We start from the raw sequence: 22,803 nt of genomic DNA on the forward strand, positions 1-22,803 counted from the left end.
GTGATTTGCTAGTTTCTTTGTCCGAAGACCGCTTGGGTTTAGACTCGCTTGTGTGGTTTACTTGTTCCTTTGTCCGAAGTCCGCTTGGCTTTAGACTCCTTTGTGTGGGTTTACTAGTTTCTTTGGCCGAAGACCGCTTGGGTTTAGACTCGCTTGTGTGGTTTACTTGTTTCTTGTCCCGAGGACCGCTTGGCTTTAGACTCCTTTGTGTGGGTTTACTTGTTTCTTTGTCCGAAGACCGCTTGGGTTTAGACTCGCTTGTGTGGTTTACTTGTTCCTTTGTCCGAAGACCGCTCGGCTTTAGACTCCTTTGCGTGATTTGCTAGTTTCTTTGTCCGAAGACCGCTTGGGTTTAGACTCGCTTGTGTGGTTTACTTGTTCCTTTGTCCGAAGACCGCTTGGCTTTAGACTCTTTAAAGTGTTTTACTAGTTTCTCTGTCCAAAGTCTGCTTGCCTTTAGACTCTTTAGAGTGTTTTACTAGCCTCTTAGTCCAAAGTCCGCTTGCCTTTAGACTCTTTAAAGTGTTTTACTAGATTCTCTGTCCAAAGTCTGCTTGCCTTTAGACTCTTCAGAGTGTTTTACTAGCCTCTTAGTCCAAAGTTCGGTCTTCTTCAGACTCCTTCGATAGTTTTACCGCCGCTTCTGTCCAAAAAGCAGCTCACCCCGCCCCCAACCAAGCCCACAAATTAAAAAAAGACCCAGCAAAACAAGCTTAGGTCTTTAGTAATGCATTCATTCAGCCTCACGCAAAAATTCACTAACCACTCTAACATACTCTTCTGTTTCTTCAAGATAAGGCATGTGTGCGCTGTTTTCGTAGACATGAAACTTCGCGTTAGGTGTGAGGCTGCTGAAGTATTCAGTTGATTTTGGTGTGGCCTCATCATTGCGGCCGCAGGTGAATAGAGCTGGGATCGTGATTTCATGCAGGCGTGAAGTGCAGTCAAAATTTTTCAAATTACCCGTTACATGGAATTCTGAAGGTCCCCACATAATATTATAGATTTCAGAATTTCTATTTTTGGCACTTGCTGCGATTTCCTCTGGGGTTCGCTCCAAACTGGAAACAAAACGCTTATTAAATACTGCTGTAGCTTCTTTGTATTCCTCAGAGTCAGTCGTTCCGTTTTCCTCGCATCGCCGTAAGGTTTCCTGAACATCTTCAGGCAATAATTGCCGATTTTTTTCCTGGTCTTCTGCCCATAATGGCGCGCTTAAGCATGGGCTTGAAAAAATTACACTTTTCACGCCTTCTGGCTTTGTAAAAAGATAGGCCGCAGCTAACGTTGTCCCCCAGGAATGACCGAGTATATGTACATTTTTAAGTGAAAGTGTTTTTCGGATTTGCCCTAATTCCTCGACAAAACGATCAATCGTCCATAATGAGGTATCATCAGGCCGATCCGACTTACCGCATCCTAATTGATCGTAAAAAATAACCGGACGTTCATCAGCAAGCACCTTTAAGCCTTGTAACGAAAAATGCGATGACCCCGGACCGCCATGCAGGATGATAACCGGAGTATTGCCAGTTCCATTGTCATGACGCTGATACCATACCTTTCCACCTGTAACCTCTACAAAACCTTCTTGTATAGACATTGAAGTTCCCCCTTACCCATTTATCATTTGATTAGATTCTTTATCAGCTTTAAGAATTCCTTTAATTCCAAGATCACCAAGAATACTTATTACCTTTTCTATCTGCTCGCTTTCCTCTATAACGATTTCATGCGGCTGTATAAGCTGATTTTTTATTTTAAAAGTAAGCTTATACCCATGATCCACGCGTGAATGGAGCCCATATAACTCATGCCAGCGGATAATTTTTTCTGCCTGGTATGAGGCGATTTGATTTAACGAATAATATCTGCTGTTAAGGATAATTCCTTTTGGCAGCAGGTAAAGATTGCCTTTATGCTTGACCATATTGATCAGCAAGAAGAAAAAATAGGCAAAGCTAAGCAGCTGAGAATCAAGCCAATCCGTAAAGATAAGGATTCCAAAAAGAATAGCGAAAAATATAATCACGCCAACAGTTCCCCATTTGACCAGCTGATAGGTGCCCGTATTTTTCATCAGCGGCTGCATCTCTTTCCACTCTGTCGAGATCAGTATGCTTGAAAACTCATGCTGATCTTTAGGATAAATTGCCGAGTCGGTCATTTCAGCCGCTTTCTTTAGGTTTAGCCTATAACGGATTAAATAATAAATACCGAGAATAAAAAAAGCAGCATAAATAAAACTCATTGCTTCCCCCTTAGGAGTCCTTTTTTATAAGTATATCATTAAATATTTACTGTCTTTTAAAAAGGCTCTCCATACCATCAATAATGTCATAACTCATTGGATAAACTACCATCGTGCAGGTGAAAGGTGGCACGAAAATGAATAATATTTCTTACCAATTAAGGAGGCTCACGATGGGAATTTTAAGCGGAAATCCAAAGGAAGAACCATTGCACTACGGAGAAGTCTTTGATCTTTGGGCATCTGATTTAGCTGAAAATGCGATGATTGCCGGTCATCAGGTGATGTTAAATCATGCGGGGGACGAGGATTTAAAAAAATTATTAAAAGAGTCTGTTGAGCTTGGCCAGCAGCAAAAGAAACAAATCGAACAGCTGCTAAAGGAAAACGGAATTGCCTTGCCGCCAGCGTCACCAGAACCGCCTGATGCATGTCTTGAGGATATCCCTGCTGGGGCCAGAGTTCCCGATCCTGCGATAGCGGCCACCCTTGGTGCTCATATTGCCGCAGGTATGGTTGCATGCAGCACTATGATGGGAAAGTGCATAAGAGAAGATCTCGCCATGATGTATGGGCAATTTCATATGCAAAAAGCTGCCCTCGCGGAAAAAGTTCTTCGCATGAACAAAGAAAAAGGCTGGCTCATTCCGCCTCCGCTGCATCATAATAAAGTTCAGGATTGCTAATAATTTTTGCTAATAACGCTTGGATTAAAATGAGTCCAAGCGTTCAATTATTCCGGAGATATGTAATAATGCCAACACTTGTTGGCATTTTTAAATGGGCTGCCTCCGTTTATTAAGATCAGCTCTCTCGATCATTTTCTAATTCTTTATTTTTCCGCTTGTTTCTTGATTCATTCACCCCAAAAATAGTGTGGTCAATCAAATCCCTTGAGATAACTGCTAATCCCGATACAAGAATTCCTTGGATCACAGATTGAATTTCAACTCCATAATAAAGCAGACAGGCAACGCTTGCAAAAATCAATTGAATCCACGGATGAACCCATGAAGGAACGTGCGGAGTTTGCCTTAAAAACAATCCAATAATATATAGCACCGGAACCAAAATCAGTGATTCTTGTCTAATATACACATACAGATTAAAATCCACCATTTCACCTTCTGTTTATATAATCTGTAATATACCCTATTCCTCCCATCTCCAAATCGTATAGATGTTCTCATTAATCTTTTGAAAAAAGGTCCAATAAACATAAAAAAAACCGAAATCAGCTGGATTCCGGTTCCTAAAAACTTCATTTATACAGTAGCGGCCTGTGCCTTCATGGCCCTTCTCTCACTGAGAAAGGTTGACCCAAGAATAAGCATACCCCCGGCTATTTGAATCACGCTCATGTTTTCACCAAGGAAAATTGCGGCAAAAATAACGGCAGAAACAGGATCAAGATAACTAAGCACAGCAATGGTCTGCCCTTTTAATTCTTTTAATGAAGTAAAGTACAGGAAGTAAGCAATCCCTGTGTGGACGATTCCGATAATAAGAATAAATAGGATGGCATTCCAGCCTAGACCGGAAAAGTCCATTGGCTCTTTTGCCCAAACGTATGGGAAAAGCACCACAACCGCGACAATTAACTGCACAAGCGTGGTTTCAAACCCCGATAAATTTTTAATAAACTTATTAATTAAAATGATGGCTGCATATTGCACGGCTGCGAGCAAGCCATAAAGGATGCCAATGAGATGTTGATCGGCGCCGCCCCCGCTACCGCCGCCAAAGTTGACCAAAGCCAAACCAATCATCGCGGCAAGGATGCAGCCTGCATTAAATAGCGTCAATTTTTCTTTGAGAATAAATGGGGCTAAGATTAGTACGATAATCGGCGCTAAGTAATAGCTTAACGTCGCATTGGAAATGGTTGTATATTGATACGCCTGGAATAAGCAGATCCAATTAAAGCCAAGGGCAGCCCCGGATAGGATTAGCAGAAGCGCATTTTGCTTCAATGCCTGGATAGAAATTTTTTGCCTCATTAATATAAAAATCCCCAGCAAAAATATACTCCCTATAGCACCCCTCAGCAAAGCTATTTCGCTCGATGATAGATTGATATTCTTCACAAATAAACCGATGCTTCCCCAAATGAACATCGCAGTTAATAATTTAAATTGAGCTCTCACCAAAGATCACCTTATTTTACTTAAGATTAATAAATATTATTGTAAAATAAATTTATTAAAAAGGGAATAATGAATATTTTTAGAAAAAATGTTTTAGAGGATAATGTTGGTTTAGCTGCTAAGTTGATTGGAGCAAAAGGCGCGAAGACTCCTGCGGGAGTGCGGGACAGGGGAGACCCCGCAGGAGCGTTAGCGACGAGGAGGCTTCCCGAACCGCCCTAAGGTGCGCGTAGCGCCTGGAGTGGAAATCAACGGCTAAATTTAACATTACCTTTAGAAAAGAAAAAAGACACTGCCGGTATGGCGATGCCTTTTGAAAATCCTAGTAGACGAAACTTATATAAACACCAAGGGCAACAACTGATAGCAGAATAATGACACCATATATCATTGATAAATTCTTTGCGTTTCTTTTCGTCTTTTTGCCGTAGTCTTCCTCAATTTTTCCCGCAGCGCGAAGGGTTAAAACGATTGCCGCTAAAATAATGATGACAACCAGAGCGTACATAAAAGCCATGATTTCACCTCTATGATTGTTTATTAGTTTCATATATTGTAGCACATAAATTGGGATTTGGTTTCTCATATTATCATGATGCTTTTAGTAATTGTTAAAAAATTGTCAAAAAAAGATTGCCAGGAATTTCCTGGCAATCTTTTAGGTTTTTTAAACAGTCAGCTTAATCCGATTACCAGAAGGGTCAACCGTAATATATGTTCCCTGTTCTTCTGTTACGGGTGCTCCTACGTTCTTCAGCTGTTCAATTATTTCATTTCGCTTTTCTTCATTTTCCAGCACTACTGTGTATGACTCTAGGCCCACACCGTTCTCTGGAGCAGCTGGTGCACCAATGCCGCTCCATGTATTGATGGCAATATGATGATGGTATTTTCCAGTAGACATAAACAGTGCCTGGCCGGCAAACGAACATACAACCTCAAATCCTAGGCCCTTTGTATAAAATTCACCGGATTTTTCCAGCTCTGAAACATGCAGATGAATATGGCCCATCACCGTGCCAGCTGGAAGGCCGTTCCAGGCAGCACCTTGTCCAGCAGCTAACACTCCTTGCACATCCATTGGCTCTGTTGTCATTACAACCTCGCTGCCATTCCATTTCCATTCTGATGAAGGACGGTCGCTGTAAATTTCAATACCATTACCATCAGGGTCAGCTAAATATAACGCTTCACTGACGAGATGATCCGATGCTCCCTGTACCGGATATTGAATTTGGATCATATGGCTGATAAATTTTCCTAAGTCCGCTCGAGTCGGCAATAGAATGGCAAAGTGATAAAGACCTGACGTCCGCGGCTGTTTAGGAATAACATTTTCAGGCTGCTCAATTTTTAAAAGCACATTTTTTCCATCTGCTGTAAAACTTGCGGAAGAGTCTGTTTTTTCCAGCACCTTAAAGCCGATGATTTGTTCATAAAATTTAAGTGAGCGATCCAGATCCTGCACCTTTATCGTTAACTGGCTCACAAATGTTGTTGGCTTTGAATGAAAATTCATTGTTTTGTCCCCCGTCTTGAAAGAATTTATCTCTATTTTTCCCATTTTATTATTTTTAAGTTACTTACTTTATATAAGTAAGTATATTTTCATAAATTAATAGCGTCAAGTAATTTAATTTTTTGCCATTACGATTATAATATGTAGTAAGGAGTTGATTTCATTTGGATAAGTCAATTTGCCCAAGGTTTGAAAAAGCGATGGGTTTGCTTGGACAGCGCTGGACAGGAATGATCATTTATCAGCTGCTCACTGGACCGCAGCGTTTTTGCCAAATTGAATCCTCAATTGGCGTAAGCGGCAGGGTCCTGTCCGAGCGGTTAAAGGATTTGGAAAATGAAGGAATAGTCAAACGGGAAGTTTTTCCGGAAACGCCAGTCCGGATTGAATATTCACTGACTGAAAAAGGAATGGGCTTGGAACCGGTGATGCGGGATATTGAAAAGTGGTCACAAGCCTGGCTGGAAGCATAAGAAAAGCCCCCGTTTATGACTGCATGATTGCAGTTAACGGAGGCTTTCGTGCCCTTTAAGCTAAGACCAATCCCCCATAAACGAGTGATCCGGCAATAACATAGGCAGGGTGCACTTTTAATTTTTGCATAAGGATGTAGGCTACGACGCCAAGGAAAAGCGTCTGCCACAGCCCTTCCCCTTCATACGAAGAAAAAAAGAAATCAAATGTCATAACTCCAAGAAGCACAGCAATTATTGGCCGAACCACAATCGTCAGCCTTTTGACTTGCGGTGATTCTTTATATTTCATCAATAAGCCTAGAAGACCAATCATAAGAATCAATGATGGCGCAACCGTTGCAAAAACCCCAACAACCGCTCCAAGGATTCCAGCCTGGTCATAGCCGATGTATCCGGCCATTTTCGTTGCAATCGGCCCCGGCAGTGTGTTGGCCATCGCCAGAACTTCACTGAATTCATTGACCGTCATCCAATGATAGCGGTCCACCACCTCGTTTTCAACTAATGGAATGGAGGAAGGCCCGCCTCCGTATCCTAGAATGCCCGGGATAAAAAGAGCCAAGAATATTTGAATATAGATCATGCTGAACTTCTCTCCTTTTTCCCCTCTTCTTTTTTCTTATCCTTTTTTACTAAGGCCCCAATTAGCAGGCCTAAAATAATGATCGCAGGATGGACGTTGAGCAATTCCATTAAAATAACACTTGCCACAACAAAAACAATGGTCCATTTCCATCCTAAAGTCGATTTGGTGGATTTTTTAATAAAATCCCATGTTAACGTTCCCAGCATAACGCCCACAACCGGGACAACAGCCTTTGTCATACCGGCGACCCACGGCTGGTCCTTATAGGCATTCAGCGTTGTCAATAGCACAATCAACAGAATAATTGACGGCAATATCGAGGAAAGAATGGCATTAAGCATGCCGACCACGCCGCCAACCCGGTAACCGATGTATCCCGCCATTTTCGTATTAATTGGGCCTGGAAGTGCGTTTGCTAGGGCCAAAACATCGCCGAACTCATCGGAATCCATCCATTTAAATGTATCCACTACTTCCTTATGTACAAGCGGTATCGATGACGGGCCGCCTCCGTACCCAAGGATCCCCGATCGAAAAAAAGCAATTGAAATATCTAGCTGTTTCACTTTGGCAAGCCACCTCTTTTCTATAAAACTATGAATGCAGCAGAATATGCACAAAATACACTTGTTAACCAAAAACTTAATTTTGATTTCCTTTGTTAATATTTTGTTAATTTCGATTATAGAAGATTAACTCGTAAAAATCTATACTATTTACCATGTTTTTTAATTTCTTCTTTTCTGGTTACCTTTTGAAGATAATCTTTTATATATTGTACAAAATGAAGTTTCAAATGCGTTTTTAGAGACACTTCGTAAAGCGAAAAAAATCCATCGCAGGATGGATTCCCTCGGAAAACATCTATTGAACCCTTAAAGCTTCAGCCCGCTCCTGCTTTTAAACCGCCGCAAAAGTATATGGCTTTCTACTCGTGTGATGCCATTTAAAGCATACAGCTCCTCATTGATAAATCTTTCTAGTGCCTGAAAGTTATCCACTAACACATGCATGTGCAGCGTAGATGGTCCTGTCATTTGATAGCAGCTGGCTACACTGGGGTTTTCCGTTAATTTTTCAGCAACCTCAACCAGCGAACCCGGTTCACAGTCAATTTCAAAAAATGCGGAGACTTCCTTTCCGAACTTCTCGCTGTTCACAACAACCGTAAACTGCTCAATCACCCCATCATCCACAAGCTTTGTGACCCTTTCCCTAACCGCAACCCTGGAAAGGCCTAATTGCTTGCCAATATCAACATACGACATTCGCCCGTTTTTGGTCAGAATTCTGATAATCTTTTTATCAATTTCGTCCATTTCCAACGTCCCTTCTCCGTAAGCTCATTAAGGTAATTATAGGAGAAGAATATAGAAATATAAATGATTTATTATTTAAACATTATAACTAAAACTTTTGGAGCATAATTGTATTCAAAAAAATGCCCTTTATCGCTAATCGATAAAGGGCACTCAATTTAACTATATTGTTCTAGTTGTTTTGCAGCTTTTTTAATCCCTAGTCCATCAATAATCCAAAAATCTCCAGTTTCCGAATTAATAGCTAGAGGATTAATTTCTAATTCAGAGATTTCGTCTTGGTTATCGTAAAAAACCTGGCATATTTCTAGTATCACATCTGCTAATTTATCAAGATCAATTTTTTTCTTTCCTCGATATCCTTCAAATAATTTACTACTTTTCAAGCCTTTTATTCTATTAATTAAAGTTACCTTGGAAATTGGCAAGTACATTGTTGTTATGTCTTTTAACACCTCAACATAAATACCGCCGCGTCCTACTACTAATGCAGTACCTAAGCTTGCATCTTTTTGAATATCGATTATTAATTCTTGATCAAATTTAACCATTTCCTGAATTAATATTCCTTGACAACTAATATTTAAATCCTTTACCCTCGTTAATAATTTATTAATACCAGCTATCATTTGATCTTCATTTTCAATACTCAAAAGAAGTCCACCGAGCTCACTTTTATGCAGCATGTCTACGCTTTGTATCTTAAGCACAACTGGAAAACTAATCTCTTTACTTTTTATTATATTTTTTGCCTCATCCACGTCCATTACTAGTGCCTCTTTTGGAATAGGAATTTGATAACCATCAAATAACCTTTTTGTATCATACTCTGTTAAATATTGTAAATGATTTCCCTCAGAACTTAACATATTTCTCCCTTGCTCTTTAAGCGATTCATTTATAGAGGATATAAACGAAAGATCATTAAGTATAAGCTTTTGGTTTTGGTATCCTTTATACAATTGTGACAATGTCTCTATAGCATCGGGTATATCCTTATATACAGGTATATTAATATCCGAAAATTTTTTTACAATATCGTCAGTCGCACCGACCCATATTACTGAAATATGTTTACTCATTTCAAGATTTATATCTTTAATAGCATGAAATAACTCATTAGAAATACTTTTCATTAGCCCTAAAAATATGACAATATTGCTAACCTTGGTATCTTTATTTAAGATCTCCAGTGTATTTGAAAAAATTGAAATATCACTGACAACATGGCCAGTAACATCCATTGGATTTTGAACAGTTGCAAATGAAGGTATTGTACTTTTTAATTTTTCTTTTGTTTCTTTATCAAAATCTGGTACTTTTAATCCCACCTTCGCTGCTTCATCAGCAATTAATACCCCAGCTCCTCCGGATACGGATATTACCCCAAGAGTATTGGTGATAGGAAAACCTTGATACAAAAGTGTTTTACTAACTCTAATCATTTCACTTAAACTGCGTACACGAATGATGCCTAGCTGTTCAAATAAAGCTTGGTATTTTGAATCTTCCCCAGTGATGGAACCTGTATGAGACGCGGCAGCTTTTCGTCCAGCTTCTGAGGAACCAGCTTTAATTAAAATGATTGGCTTTCCTTTTTGAGCTGCCCTTATAGCAGACCTTTTAAATAGTTCACCGTTCTTTATGTCTTCCAAATAAACTCCAATTACTTTAGTATCTGGATCATCAACTAAATAATCAACAAAATCTGAAGTTTCTAATGTAACTTCATTTCCGGTTGAAATCCATTTACTTAAACCAACACCACTCTTTTGAACCAAATCTAAAAAATATGCAGCCAATGCCCCGCTTTGAGATACAAATCCTAAGCCGCCTTCAACAAGCCTTAGTGATTCTAAGGCTGTTGTAAAAGAAGCTACAAGACCTGATGACACATTTATCATTCCAAGGCAATTGGGTCCTAATATATTTAAGTTATGTTTATCCGCTAAATCTTTTAGTCTGTTTTGAAGTTTCCTTCCGGTTTCACCTGCTTCTGAAAAGCCAGAACTAAAAACAACATAAGATTGAATCCCTTTATGAATACACTTTATTATTTCTTCCTCAACATATTCAGCAGCTATTGCAAGGATAGCTAAATCTACAGTCTCTGGTATAAGATTTACATCGGGAAAACTTGTGAATCCTAAAATTTTATCATATCGAGAATTAACAGGATAAATTATTCCCTTGTACCTTTGATCTAGTAAGTATTTTATTGGTCTCCCCCCAATTTTTGAAGGGTTGGAGGAAGCCCCAATAATTGCTATTGAATTTGCTTCAAACAAGCTTTTGATCTCTTTTCCCATTTCCTAACACCCTTTTTATTTAATTTAATTTAATCAATTATTAAATGGGGTAAGTTTATATCCAAGTGCTTCAAATGCTTTAATCGCTCCCGGATGCCATGGAACAGGCGGAATTGAACCTTCAATTAATTCCCTATTTGTCTGACCTACAATTGCATGGATTTTCTGAGCCTCCTCAAAGTTTTCAAAGAAAACCTTAATAATATCCTCTGTAAGTTTTTCATCAAATTCCTCATTTGTTGCAATCCAAATTGGCGCTCCAACTGTTTTTATATCTTCATTTTGATCTTTATAGCTTCCTGCAGGCATAGTCATTGAAACATAAGCTCCTGCAGGAGATTCATCAATTAACTTTTTCAAAGATTCATCATCAACAGGTATCCAACGAACATCTCTTGAATTGGTAAGATCCACAAAGGAAGGGGTATTGAACCCAATGATGATTGTTATAGCATCAATCGTTCCATCTTTCAAAGCGGATACCTGCTCATCCAAATTAATTGGCATTGGTGTGTAGTCACCTTCTGCTAAACCGTTTATTTCCATTAGCTTTGTCATTGTAATAGCTGCCGAACTTCCTGGGGCTCCCATCCCAACGCGTTTACCTTTTAAATCCTTTATTGTTTTTATGGAAGAATCTTCAGGCACTACAATATTTATAAATGATGCATAAATTGGCCACATTGCTCTTAATTCATATGGAGTGTCAAAGGGGCCCTCTCCTTTATAGGATAATGAAGCGTTTTCTCCTGTATGAAGGATAATATCCGTATTTCCTTCCCTTAACAGACGGTCATTCTCGATTACACCCGCAGAAGGCATAGGGGTGAGTTTTACTCCTTCTAAATGATTATTAACCATTGTTGAAAGTGCAACACCATACATATATCCTGTACCACCAGAAGTCGATGTAGCCATTGATAAATCTTTTATACCACTCTTACTAGTTCCAGTGGAATTAGTTTTTGTATTGTTACTACACGCAAATAAAAATATTAACAAACCGATTAAAACTAAGGAAATTTTTTTCATTTACACCATTCCTTTTATAAGTATTTTTCCAGATATCGGAACAACTTGTTATACAATTCTATTACTCCTTATTTAACCACTAAACCTCTCTTATTCCATTGTTGGTATCTTCTTCAAATTCATTTACTATTTTGCTATTGTACTGGCTTGACCTTCTGACATTTATCCATTGCTGTAGGAGCAATAGTATAATTAAAGTGCCTCCAATTATATCTGTTAGTGTTCCGGGAATGATTAAAAATATTGAGACGGCAGCAAAGACGATTCTCATGATAACACCAATTCTTCGCATAAAGTATCCGGTTGTTGCAATGGAGATTGAGTATACTCCAATTAATGCAGTAATTGTTGGTTGGATGGCATCAACCCAAGAACCTTGAAGTAACAATGCTGGTTCAAATACAAAGAGAAAAGGAAGCAGAAATGCAGCTATACCCAATCTAAGTGATGTTACTGCAGTTTTTATAGGATCAGAGCCTGATAGACTTGCTGCTGCGAATGAAGCTAACGCTATCGGTGGAGTAATTGCTGAAACAATACCAAAATAAAAGACAAAGAAGTGTGCAGCATATTCATTAACTCCCATTGAAATTAAGGTTGGCGCAACAGTAAGCGCAAGCAAAATATAACATGCTACTGTCGGTAAACCCATCCCCAATATTAATGAAGCTATCATAGTTAGAATGAGCAATCCTACAAGTGAGCCTTGTGATAAGGTAACCAAAACATTAGAAAGCTGTAATCCTAAACCGGTAAGTTCAATAACTCCAATGATTAATCCAGCAATTGCAACAGCTACTGATATTGGTGCAATGTCAATAGCCGCATTTGCTATGGCATTCATTGCTTTTTCGAATGATATTCTAGTCCCTTTCCTTATATAAGAAACTAGTATCAATGTAATGATGGCAAAAAGTGCTGAACGCATCGGTGAATATTGCATGCTAACAAGGACAACAAGAACTAGTATTGGCAGCAGTAAGTGTCCGCCTTCAGTAAATGTCTTCCCAAATTTAGGGACCTCGCTTTTTTTCAAACCTTTTAAACCAAGTTTTCCAGCCTCCAAATCCACAACTATATATGCAGTTGCATAGTATATAATTGCTGGAATTATTGAAGCTAAAACGATATTCCAATATGAAACACCTAAAACTTCTGCCATTACAAAAGCTGCAGTTCCTAATATAGGTGGCATCAATTGTCCACCCGAAGATGCGACTGCTTCTACTGCTGCACTAAATCTAGGTGAATATCCTACTTTTTTCATTAGGGGGATTGTTACAGAACCTGAAGCAACAACATTTGCAACCGCTGAACCCGAAAGGGTACCCATTAGGCTACTTGAAACTACGGCAATTTTTGCAGGACCACCTCGAACCCGGCCAACTAAGGACTGCGCAAACTTAATAAAAAAGTCAGATGCTCCTGAGACTGTTAAGAAAGCAGTAAAAATGATAAAAAATATTACCACCGTCGCAACAACAGCAACTGGAGTACCCCATATTCCCTGTGTTGTTATATATGAATGTGCAAGTAGTCTTTCAGTTGAAATTCCTCTATGTGAAAGCAGACTTGGTAAATATGGCCCAACATAAGCATAGATAATAAAAACTACACCTATAATCGGCAGGGACCAACCAAAAACCCTCCTACATGCTTCCAATAGGGCAATGATTAAAAATCCGCCCAGGAAATACTCAATAAGAATCGGACTTCCTTCCCGAATTATTAGGGATTGCCAATTAATGAATAAATAACCACAACTTAATAGACTTCCTAGTACAAAAACGCCGTCAATACCTAGTTGAATTCTAGAAAAGTTTGAATGCACCACTCTTTTCTTCATTGATTGTAAAAAAATGATAAGAAGGGCTGACAATAATAAAAAGCTTCTCTGCTGTAATGCAGGCAGTATTCCCACTACGGCTGTGTATAGGAAAAAAGCTGTTGAGCAAATTGCTATAATCTTAATCAATAAATTTAAGAACCTTTCTAAACTCTTCCTGCTCATAAGTTCTTTATCATCTTTCAGATGTTCACTCAAACATGAAGCCCCCCTTCTAATAACAATTCAGCCGTACCCTTAATTACTTCCTCATTTTCAGAATCGTTAATGCTTACTATTAAATGTAATTCAGAGATAGTAGGAGTTATTGAGAAATTATTTATTTTATCAATATATATAACTGCTTGAATTGTCTCATTTACCTTAACTGGCTTTTTAAACCGAATATCCAAATTCAAATTATTCAAACAGTTCTCCCCGAAGTTATCCGTTAACAATTTCCATAAAAGATTGAGGGAAAGCATCCCATGGGCAATAATACTCCCAAACTGAGTTGTTTCCGCGAATCCCTCATCCACATGAATCGGGTTAAAGTCATTAGACATTTTTGCATACTTTAGAATCCGCTCTTTAGAAATATAAAGCTGATTAGAAACTATATAATCGCCCTGATTCATTTTCTTTCCTCCTACTCTGCCCATAAAATTCTCATGCGGCCTTCCAACAACAGTTCGCCGTTCTCGGATGTTGTTTCCGTTTTAATGATTACCCATTTTCTATCATTCTTTATAAACTTATCGTCAACAGATAAAGTTGTTATTACAACTTCCCCAACTTGTATTGGACGGAAATACTTAAAAGTCTGACTTCCATGAACATTTCCTAGTGGCCTTCCAGTCAGAGTAACGTCATAGGTGTTCATAATTATTACACCGCACATACCAGCAGGAACTATACTATTTTTTGTTTTAATAACGTCATCTGAATATATTTCTTCCCACTGTTGAACCTTTTCATGACTGCACTCAAAAATCTCTTTACCATAAATTGTTCCTACTTTAAGTTCATTGAAGGTTAGCAACTTCTGAAATTGGGGTAAAAATATTTCTTCAGATCTTTTTTCAAATGTCACAATTACCTTGTCACCTATATTTATCACTTCGTTCCTTCCAACGATATTGGACATCATACGAAAGCCTTCATCCAAATCTATCAATGCTAAAACGTATGGGACATCTTCTTTAAATTCAGGACTAGGTGCTCTATAAACATTTGTATAAGTTGAAATTGTCCCAATCCCTCGTGATTCTCGATATTCCATGTTCTTGGATCCGCATTTTTTACAGTGGAAGCGCGGATAAAACTGATTCACCCCACACTCCGAACAATGCTGATATAATAATTTCCCATCACGGCATGCTTGCCAATATTTAGTGGACTCAGCAGTGATGTATGGAACAGGTTTTGTCATCTTTTGCCACTCCCCTTAATTTTTACCTAGGATTAAAGAACAATGCGCAGACAGAATTCCGCCATCTCCATGAACAAAAGCCAAATTTGCGTTCTGCACCTGTCTTACTTGTCCTTCACCCCGCAATTGTTTAACCGCCTCTATAACATGCCATAAACCACCGGCAGCACCAGAATGGCCATAAGATAATAACCCACCATGTGTATTAAGCGGTAATTTCCCCTGTAAACCTATAGCCCCATTAGCAATCTGAGAACCCGCTTCACCTTTCTCAAAAAATCCAATGGATTCCAACTCTATTAATAAGGTTATCGTAAATGAATCATATATTTCAGCTACATCTATATCTTCAATTGAAACGCCTGCTTTTTGGAATGCTATCTTTGAAGATTGTTTACATCCAAACTCTAATAAGGAAGGGGCCTGACTAATATGTTCATGAGTATGACCTTGACCGCTTCCCATAATTCTTACTGGTACATTTTTCAAATTGCGAGCCACTTCTTTAGAGGTGACAATAACCGCACCCCCTCCATCAGACACCAAACAACAATCCAATAAGTGCAAAGGGGTTGAAATGATCTTAGAATTTAGAACATCATCAACTGTTATTGGCTCTCTTTTATGTGCAAATGGATGAAGAGCTGCATGCTCACGCATCGTTACTGAAATTTGAGCCAAATGCTCCGGCTGAACATGATAATAATCCATGTATTTGGTTGCAACTAAACCGTATAATGCAGGGATTGTAATTCCATATGGATATTCGTAATTCGGATGCCCCACCCCAGCTAATGCTTGAACAGCTCCATCTCTAGACAATCCAGTTAATCTGTTATCTCCAGTAACAATTAAAACAGTTTCACATTGTCCAGATTCTATTAATGCTTGGGCGTGCATAATCAATGCACACCCAGTTGCACCGCCCAATTGTACAGAGGCAGTATATTTTGGAGATAGGCCATAGTACTCACAGAAAACTGAACTTAACATAAGGTGAGGTTCCACAACTGAATATGCAGTCAGCACGCCATCAATATCTTCCTTTTTTAGACCAGCATCTAGTAGTGCCTTAGTGGTAGCTTCTGCATGGAGCTGCATCGTACTAGAATCTGGTAATTTTCCAACAGGTGTATCTCCCACCCCGACAATAAATGAATCCATCTTTTCAACTCCTTTAAACAAACTACTATTTCGTTTTTTGCAGTTCGTTTTTCTGAATGAGACCTAATTGCTTAGCAATAATATTCTTTTGAATCTCTGTTGTACCTTCTCCAATTGTATAAACAAGCGCATCTCGCAAGATTCGCCCAACTGGATATTCTCTCATCATTCCATAACCCCCATGAATTTGGATGGCTTCTCTTGCTGCCTTAACTGCTACTTCAGATGCGAAAAGCTTTGCCACCGAAGCCTCTTTATCACACTTGATACCCTGATCTAACATCCATGCAGCTTGATACACTAGTAATCTCGCAGCCTGAACTTCCGTATACATATCTGCGATCTTATGATTTATAGCTTGATAATTTGAGATATTTTGGCCAAATTGAATCCTTTCTTTAGCATATTGACTTGCATTTTCTAAAGCTGCTTGAGCCATTCCTACACAATTGGCAGCAACACCTATTCTTCCTTCGCTCAAGGTGCTCATTACACCCTTAAAATTCCCTTCCAAACCGCCAATGAGATTTTCAGCTGGTACCACACAATCATCAAAAAAGATCTCTGCAGTTTCAGAAGAGCGAATTCCTTCCTTCTTTAGCTTTCTAGCAATTTTAAAGCCAGGCGATTTTGTTTCAACAATAAACAAGCTTATTCCCTTGTACCCAATTTCTGGATTCGTATAGGCAGCAACAATGATATAATCTGCAATTGGAGCATTAGTGATAAATATTTTACTTCCGCGAATGATATAATGATCCCCTTTTTTAATCGCGGTAGTTTTCATAGATTTTGTATCAGATCCAGCATTTGGCTCAGTTAGACCAAAGGCAGCTATTTTTTCTCCTCTTATTGCCGGAATCAAGTATTTTTCTTTTTGTTCATTTGTCCCATACTGGTAAATTGGATAAGTACCTAAGTGAGAATGAGAGGACCAAGTACTGGCAAAACCTTGAGAAACTCTAGATAATTCTTCCCTAAAGATACATTCTGTTATTTTATCTACACCGAGTCCTCCGTATTCAACTGGATATCGAATGCATAAGTAGTTTTCTCTGCCCATTTTCTTAAGAAGTTCCACTGGAAATATTTCTGTTTCTTCCGCTTCATCCACTAATGGGGCAACTTCTTTTTCAAAGTATTTTCTAATAGTTTGTTTAAAAATTTCCTGTTCTTCGCTATATCCAAATGACCACATATTTAATTCCCCTTTTCTAATATTTTTCCCAATTAAAAGGAAGTTTTTGTTTATTTATAAATCGTTCTGTCATTTCCCTGTAGTAAGGAGATTCAAAGGATAGAGCTTGTGCTAGTGCTTCCATCTCCCACAGTGCCCGTTGATCTAAATTAAAGGATTGGTTTAGTATCATTTTTGTTATCCCAATAGAGTCTGTTGATGCATCCAAGAATCTCTCTGCAAATTTGTTTGCTTCTGATAACAAACTCTCACTTGGGTATATTTCATATACAATGTTAAGTTCCTTGGCTTCATCAGCTTTAATCATTCTTGCTGTAAACATCAATTCTTTTGCTTTTGATAAACCGACTATTCTAGGTAATAGGAAAAATCCTCCAAGATCCGGGACTAGCCCAATTCTTCCAAAGATTTGACTGAAATTTGCACGATCACTAGCAAATATAAAATCACAAGCAAGGGCAAGATTAAACCCAGCACCAACAGCAAAACCATCAACGGCAGCAATCACTGGTTTTTCTAAATTCACTAGATCAAAAAACCAATCATGGAGCTTCTGAACTCTTTTACGTCCTTCCTTTGGTGAAAATCCTAGGGACAAGCTTTTTATATCGCCGCCCGCACAAAAATTCCCTCCATTTCCAGTGATTACAAGGACTTTAATATCTTCGTTCTCTCGAACCTCATTAATTGTTTCAGAGATTTCCTTTCTCATCACCATATCAAGAGCATTCTTACTTTCTGGCCTAAACAATTCTAATGTGGCTATTTGGTTCTTAACATAAAAAAGGGTTGCTTTTCTTTCCATTTAATTCATCATTCCTTATGGTCAAACCTAAAACCTGATTTGACGTTGATTTTGTTATCTTTTCGAGTCTTCAAATAGGCTTCGAACATTTTCTCTTCCACAAAGCACAACGATTCTGAATATTCCATATTCTTCAATCGCCATACAGCCTCTTTTCCGGAAATATGGACATCTGGATTCATATTAATTTCATCTATCACATTATTTAGGCGTAAACTTAACTTTTGGTTTGCTATCTTTTCATGAACCAGACCTAACTGAATGGCTGAGTCGATGTCGATCGTTCGTCCCGATAATAATAATTCAAGTGCTCGTTTATATCCCATCACATCAACTAACTGGGGCAAAACCATATATGGAAACTTGCCGTGATGGATCTCAGGGAACCCTATTTTTATATTTTCGGAGGCTATAACCCTATCACTTAGGGCCAAAAGTACCCCGCCAAAGCCAAGAACATAACCATGAACGATACATATCAACGGAATTTTTATGTTACTTAAAGTTCGTGTAATTAACATTAAATTCCTATAATATTCTTTTAGTTCCTTCTCTGTACACGTATCCATAAACTTTAGGTCAGCACCGGAACAAAAACCTTTCTTCCCTGAACCTTCAAAAATTATTACCTTTATCTTATTGTCTTCCTTCCAAGCGTATAGTTGATTTGCGATTGTTTCTGCCATGTAAGGACTTAAGGCATTTATATATCTGGGGCGATTTAATAATATCCGAGCAATACCACCTTCATTCTTACATTCAATTTCCTGCAAAAAACCACCTCTTTATTCTTAATATGATTTAGGCAATCCAAGCATATGTTCTCCAATATAGTTTAAAACCATTTCCCTCGATACAGGAGCGGTTTTCTGTAATCTTAAAAAGGAATAAATATTCATAAGGTCGTATTCTTTGGTATAGGCGTTTCCCCCATGAACTTGTAAGGCAATATCGGAGGCAGCCACACCAGCATCAGCTGCTGCAAATTTTGCAATGTTCGCCTCATTAGCAGCCTTTAAATTATTATCTATATTCCACGCCGCTTTGCGATTCATGAGTTTAGCTAGCTCCAGATGTGCTTTCGCTTCTGCCATTGGGTGTTGAAGCGCTTGATATTTTCCAATGGGCCCAGAAAATACCTCTCTTTGATTTGCATATTCTACAGTTTTCTCCAATACATATTCCCCCAGCCCAATACACATCGATGCCACCATTATTCTCTCGGGATTAAGGGCATCAAATAAATATTTAATACCATTACCTTCTTCTCCTATTAGAGAGTTTGCAGGAACACGTACATCATTAAAATATAGCATCCACTGTTTTTCCACCTTTGCGACATGAACATCTATTAAGCTTTTTTCGATACCTTTACAATTTGTATCAATAACAAACAGGGATAGACCTTTGTAACGGTTATTTTTATCATAGGGGCTAGTTCTTGCAACAAGTAACATATAGTCCGCAATATCAAAGGCAGTTATAAATTGCTTTTGCCCCGAAATGATATATTCATCGCCTACTTTTTGGGCAAATGTGTTTATTTTAAAAGTGTTTGTTCCGGCGTTCGGTTCAGTAATGGCAAAACAGAAAGTCTTTTCTCCCGTAACAGTCCCAGGAAGAAGCCTTTTTTTCTGCTTATTACTTCCATGCTTGTTGACAATGACTGTACCAAGTGCTGGGCTAATTACCAAGAGAACAATAGGTAAACCTGCCCGTGATAATTCCTCCTCAACAAGGGCTAATTCCTGAATACCCAATCCCAATCCACCGTATTCTTCTGGAACAGTAAGGCCTAAATAACCAAGATTTGAAATTTCTCTCCATAATTCGATGGGAAATGTACCCTTCTGATAATTATCTAGCCAATATTTTCGATCATATTTTTTGGTAAGCCTTTTAATATTATTTACAATGCTCTCTTGTTCGTAAGTTAATGTAAAACCCATATTAGCACCTCAGTTATTTATATTATGTTTCCTAAGAGTAATAAGGTCTTATAGACTAATACGACCTCGGCATCCCCAAATTATGCTGGGCAATAAAGTTCAAGATCATTTCCTCCGAAACCGGTGCTATTTTGAAAAGCCGGACATCTCTCCATAATCTTTCGATATGGTATTCCTTGGCATACCCATATCCTCCCATTATCTGCATCGCTCTATCGCATATCTGGAAGGCTGCTTTCCCTGCAATTAATTTGGCTGTGTTTGCTTCAGCTCCATTGGGCAGTGATTGATCATACAGCCAAGCTGCCTTGTAATTCATTAGTTGGGCAACATTTAATTCGGCACTATGCTCAGCTAATGGGAACTGAAGTCCCTGGTAAGCTCCAATTGGTGTATTATTAAAGACAATTCTTTCTTTTGAATAATCAACTGCTAGTTTGGCAGCCAGCTGTCCAGTACCTATTAGACCGGCCGTTGTTACGATTCTTTCAGCGTTTAATGTATCAAGTAGACAACGCCAGCCTTTCCCTTCTTCCCCTATCAATTGATCTTTATGAACTCTCATGTTTTCAATAAAAACAGCATCAGATCTAACCGTATGGGTTCCAACTTTTTCAATTGATTTAGAGGTAATAGCCGGATCTTTAGCATCTACTAAAAACAAACTTATCCCGTCTGTTTTCTTTTGAACCTCTTCCTTGCGTGTTGTTCTAGCAATCAGCAGCATTTTGTCTGCAACATCAACTCCAGAAATCCAAATTTTCTGACCATTGATGATATAATGATCTCCGTCCTTTTTTGCAAAAGTGGAAACCTCTAGTGAATTACTTCCAGCGTTTGGTTCAGTTAAAGCCATGCAAAATTTCATTTCACCTGATGAGATTTTAGGAAGAAATTCACGTTTTTGTTCTTCACTTCCATGAAGTTCAATCGTTACTCCTCCGAAAATAGGAGTTAACATAAACAGTTGGCCTACTGTTGAGCCAGCTCCAGCCTTTGCCAGTTCTTCAATAACCATAGCCATTTCAACTAGGCCAAGTCCTGCACCGCCATATTTCTCTCCAATCGCTACCCCTATATATCCGTTTTTCCCAAGTGTTTCCCATAATTCATGTACAAACTCATGCTTAGAATCCTTTTCACGCCAGTATTCTAAACCAAAGTTCTGGGCAATTTTTCTAACACCCTCTTTTAACATCATTTGTTCTTCTGTAATTTCAAAATTCATTAAACTCGCTGCCTCCTATTTTCCCTTAATTCCCTTTTCAGAACTTTTCCCGAAGGGTTTCTTGGAAGTTCATTTATAAATTCAATCTCTTGCGGAACTTTATATTTTGCTAGTCTTTCCTTACAAAAGGATAATAGCTCCTCTTCAGTGACGCTCTCCCCTCTTTTCGCCACAATATACGCTTTTGGAACCTCTCCCCATTTGGGATGAGGGACCCCAATAACAGCAGCCTCTAATACTTTGGGATTCCCATACAGCACCCTCTCAACTTCAAGTGATGCAATATTTTCTCCTCCGCTTACGATCATGTCTTTTTTTCGGTCGGTAATATAGAGATAGCCCTCTTCATCCACGTATCCCATATCTCCTGTATGGAACCATCCGTTCTTAATTGCTTTTTTCGTTGCTTCTTCATCATTCCAATAGCCTTTAGTTACCTTTGGCCCTCTGAAAACTATTTCTCCAATTTCACCTGGTATAACTTTATTCCCCTCATCATCAACAACATTCATATCTAAATGGATACATGGTTTTCCTACTGAACCTAACTTTTCAATAGTCTTTGATTTTGGAAGAAATGTGTCTCCAGAAACGGTTTCTGTTAATCCATAGGCATCACAGAACCATGCATTTTTGAATAAAGCTTTAATTTTTTCTACTAGTGGCTCCGGCATTCTTTCTCCACCAGCGATGATAAACCTAATAGAATCAAGATTATATTTATGTGCTTCTTCATACTGAAGGAGCATATTGAGCATAGCAGGTGCTAACCAAATATTTGTCGGCTTCTCTTTCTCTATTGTCGATAAAACCATATCAGGATCAAATTTTCTTAATATAACTACACTGCCGCCACGATGTAATACACCACTTGCCGGAAGGTCTAATGCACCAACATGATATAAAGGTCCAACAATTAGAGTTTTATCTTCAGGTGTTATATCAAATGTCCAAATATGGCCGATATTCTTCCAATACAAGTTTTCGTAGGAAATCATTACTCCTTTTGGTCGTGATGTTGTGCCCGATGTGTACATTAGGCGATGCAAATCACTCAATTCAACATGTTCATCAGGAACCTCAGCCCCATAATTGGAATCTATTAGATGGTTGTAAGAAGTCCAATTTTGATCCACTTGAATTGATAGGGATATGTAACTCTTTAGGTCTTTAACATCATTTCTAATGGAATCAATATTTTGATGGAAGGACTCCTCGGTAATGATTGCTTTTGCTCCAGCATTATTTAAAATAAAGGCAATTTCATCTGGAGCTAATCGGAAATTTAATGGAAGGAACACAGCTCCAATTCGATTTACTGCAAATATTATTTCAAAAAATTCAGAACAATTGAAAAGCAAAATTCCTACCCTATCACCTTTTTTTACTCCTAAGGATATAAGTCCCTGCGCTAATGCACTTACCCTTTCATTTAATTGTCTTCCAGTAATTCTCCTATTTTCATAGACAATGATTTCATTATCTGGCTTTTCTATTGACCATTTTTTTGCTAGTGAAGAAAAATTAATAGATCCTTCAAATTTCATCGAACCACTCCTAATA

Annotated in this window: 24 protein-coding genes; 3 read left to right on the forward strand and 21 right to left on the reverse strand. The window is 38.5% G+C overall.

Going from position 1 to position 22,803, the window contains the following annotated elements:
• The coding region (locus AC1Q59_RS06085) for a hypothetical protein (RefSeq protein WP_492364907.1) at positions 1–326 on the forward strand (326 nt) is incomplete at its 5' end.
• 407 nt (positions 327–733) lie between these two features.
• Here AC1Q59_RS06085 and AC1Q59_RS06090 read toward each other — a convergent pair.
• Positions 734–1,603, reverse strand: a complete 870-nt coding sequence (locus tag AC1Q59_RS06090) for a proline iminopeptidase-family hydrolase (RefSeq protein ID WP_492364908.1) — start codon at positions 1,601–1,603, stop codon at positions 734–736.
• A 12-nt stretch (positions 1,604–1,615) separates the two neighbouring features.
• On the reverse strand, positions 1,616–2,251 hold the full coding sequence (locus AC1Q59_RS06095; RefSeq protein ID WP_492364909.1) for a hypothetical protein: 636 nt from the start codon (positions 2,249–2,251) through the stop codon (positions 1,616–1,618).
• 173 nt (positions 2,252–2,424) lie between these two features.
• Here AC1Q59_RS06095 and AC1Q59_RS06100 point away from each other — a divergent pair, with 173 nt between their 5' ends.
• The gene (locus AC1Q59_RS06100) at positions 2,425–2,937 is read left to right on the forward strand and encodes a DUF3231 family protein (protein WP_492364910.1); all 513 of its coding nucleotides are present in this window, start codon (positions 2,425–2,427) and stop codon (positions 2,935–2,937) included.
• Between the two features lie 118 nt (positions 2,938–3,055).
• Here AC1Q59_RS06100 and AC1Q59_RS06105 read toward each other — a convergent pair whose 3' ends face one another.
• The 4 genes from AC1Q59_RS06105 to AC1Q59_RS06120 form a co-directional block, all read right to left on the reverse strand.
• Positions 3,056–3,370 carry a phage holin family protein gene (locus AC1Q59_RS06105; RefSeq protein ID WP_492364911.1) on the reverse strand — a complete coding sequence of 105 codons (315 nt, stop codon included), beginning with the start codon at positions 3,368–3,370 and terminating at the stop codon, positions 3,056–3,058.
• Positions 3,371–3,516: 146 nt separating this feature from the next.
• Entirely contained in the window at positions 3,517–4,398 is an 882-nt protein-coding gene (locus AC1Q59_RS06110) for a DMT family transporter (RefSeq protein WP_492364912.1), read from the reverse strand.
• A 322-nt stretch (positions 4,399–4,720) separates the two neighbouring features.
• On the reverse strand, positions 4,721–4,915 hold the full coding sequence (locus AC1Q59_RS06115; protein ID WP_492364913.1) for a hypothetical protein: 195 nt from the start codon (positions 4,913–4,915) through the stop codon (positions 4,721–4,723).
• 150 nt (positions 4,916–5,065) lie between these two features.
• The gene (locus AC1Q59_RS06120) at positions 5,066–5,917 is read right to left on the reverse strand and encodes a VOC family protein (RefSeq protein WP_492364914.1); all 852 of its coding nucleotides are present in this window, start codon (positions 5,915–5,917) and stop codon (positions 5,066–5,068) included.
• A gap of 164 nt (positions 5,918–6,081) precedes the next feature.
• On the opposite strand from AC1Q59_RS06120, the gene AC1Q59_RS06125 reads away from it, so the two are divergent.
• Complete coding sequence (locus AC1Q59_RS06125; protein WP_492364915.1) at positions 6,082–6,390, forward strand: winged helix-turn-helix transcriptional regulator; 309 nt, start codon at positions 6,082–6,084, stop codon at positions 6,388–6,390.
• Between the two features lie 55 nt (positions 6,391–6,445).
• Here the strand turns inward: AC1Q59_RS06125 and AC1Q59_RS06130 are convergent, their stop codons facing one another.
• From AC1Q59_RS06130 to AC1Q59_RS06200, 15 genes are all read right to left on the reverse strand, one after another.
• A complete protein-coding gene (locus tag AC1Q59_RS06130; protein WP_492364916.1) occupies positions 6,446–6,976 on the reverse strand; it encodes a chromate transporter in 531 nt (176 codons plus the stop codon).
• Complete coding sequence (locus AC1Q59_RS06135) at positions 6,973–7,545, reverse strand: chromate transporter (protein ID WP_492364917.1); 573 nt, start codon at positions 7,543–7,545, stop codon at positions 6,973–6,975. The genes AC1Q59_RS06130 and AC1Q59_RS06135 overlap by 4 nt, the downstream gene beginning before the upstream one ends.
• Before the next feature lie 309 nt (positions 7,546–7,854).
• The gene (locus AC1Q59_RS06140) at positions 7,855–8,304 is read right to left on the reverse strand and encodes an Lrp/AsnC family transcriptional regulator (RefSeq protein WP_492364918.1); all 450 of its coding nucleotides are present in this window, start codon (positions 8,302–8,304) and stop codon (positions 7,855–7,857) included.
• 152 nt (positions 8,305–8,456) lie between these two features.
• The gene (locus AC1Q59_RS06145; RefSeq protein ID WP_492364919.1) at positions 8,457–10,607 is read right to left on the reverse strand and encodes an acetate--CoA ligase family protein; all 2,151 of its coding nucleotides are present in this window, start codon (positions 10,605–10,607) and stop codon (positions 8,457–8,459) included.
• Between the two features lie 33 nt (positions 10,608–10,640).
• Positions 10,641–11,639 (reverse strand): TAXI family TRAP transporter solute-binding subunit, encoded by a 999-nt coding sequence (locus AC1Q59_RS06150; RefSeq protein WP_492364920.1) that lies wholly within the window; start codon positions 11,637–11,639, stop codon positions 10,641–10,643.
• Positions 11,640–11,718: 79 nt separating this feature from the next.
• Complete coding sequence (locus tag AC1Q59_RS06155) at positions 11,719–13,683, reverse strand: TRAP transporter permease (RefSeq protein WP_492364921.1); 1,965 nt, start codon at positions 13,681–13,683, stop codon at positions 11,719–11,721.
• The gene (locus AC1Q59_RS06160) at positions 13,680–14,102 is read right to left on the reverse strand and encodes a MaoC family dehydratase (protein WP_492364922.1); all 423 of its coding nucleotides are present in this window, start codon (positions 14,100–14,102) and stop codon (positions 13,680–13,682) included. The genes AC1Q59_RS06155 and AC1Q59_RS06160 overlap by 4 nt, the downstream gene beginning before the upstream one ends.
• An 11-nt stretch (positions 14,103–14,113) precedes the next feature.
• Positions 14,114–14,896 (reverse strand): OB-fold domain-containing protein, encoded by a 783-nt coding sequence (locus tag AC1Q59_RS06165; RefSeq protein WP_492364923.1) that lies wholly within the window; start codon positions 14,894–14,896, stop codon positions 14,114–14,116.
• A gap of 15 nt (positions 14,897–14,911) precedes the next feature.
• Positions 14,912–16,060, reverse strand: coding sequence for a thiolase family protein (locus tag AC1Q59_RS06170; protein ID WP_492364924.1), 1,149 nt, complete (start codon positions 16,058–16,060; stop codon positions 14,912–14,914).
• A 25-nt stretch (positions 16,061–16,085) separates the two neighbouring features.
• Positions 16,086–17,258, reverse strand: coding sequence for an acyl-CoA dehydrogenase family protein (locus AC1Q59_RS06175; RefSeq protein WP_492364925.1), 1,173 nt, complete (start codon positions 17,256–17,258; stop codon positions 16,086–16,088).
• Positions 17,259–17,274: 16 nt separating this feature from the next.
• Complete coding sequence (locus AC1Q59_RS06180) at positions 17,275–18,063, reverse strand: enoyl-CoA hydratase/isomerase family protein (protein WP_492364926.1); 789 nt, start codon at positions 18,061–18,063, stop codon at positions 17,275–17,277.
• A gap of 8 nt (positions 18,064–18,071) precedes the next feature.
• Complete coding sequence (locus tag AC1Q59_RS06185) at positions 18,072–18,836, reverse strand: enoyl-CoA hydratase/isomerase family protein (protein ID WP_492364927.1); 765 nt, start codon at positions 18,834–18,836, stop codon at positions 18,072–18,074.
• Between the two features lie 18 nt (positions 18,837–18,854).
• Complete coding sequence (locus AC1Q59_RS06190; RefSeq protein ID WP_492364928.1) at positions 18,855–20,012, reverse strand: acyl-CoA dehydrogenase family protein; 1,158 nt, start codon at positions 20,010–20,012, stop codon at positions 18,855–18,857.
• A 55-nt stretch (positions 20,013–20,067) separates the two neighbouring features.
• Positions 20,068–21,240 carry an acyl-CoA dehydrogenase family protein gene (locus tag AC1Q59_RS06195; protein ID WP_492364929.1) on the reverse strand — a complete coding sequence of 391 codons (1,173 nt, stop codon included), beginning with the start codon at positions 21,238–21,240 and terminating at the stop codon, positions 20,068–20,070.
• Positions 21,240–22,787: an acyl-CoA synthetase gene (locus AC1Q59_RS06200; RefSeq protein ID WP_492364930.1), complete on the reverse strand. Its 1,548-nt coding sequence runs from the start codon at positions 22,785–22,787 to the stop codon at positions 21,240–21,242. The genes AC1Q59_RS06195 and AC1Q59_RS06200 overlap by 1 nt, the downstream gene beginning before the upstream one ends.
• Positions 22,788–22,803: the final 16 nt, after the last annotated feature.

This window comes from Cytobacillus sp. MT66, from assembly GCF_058792595.1.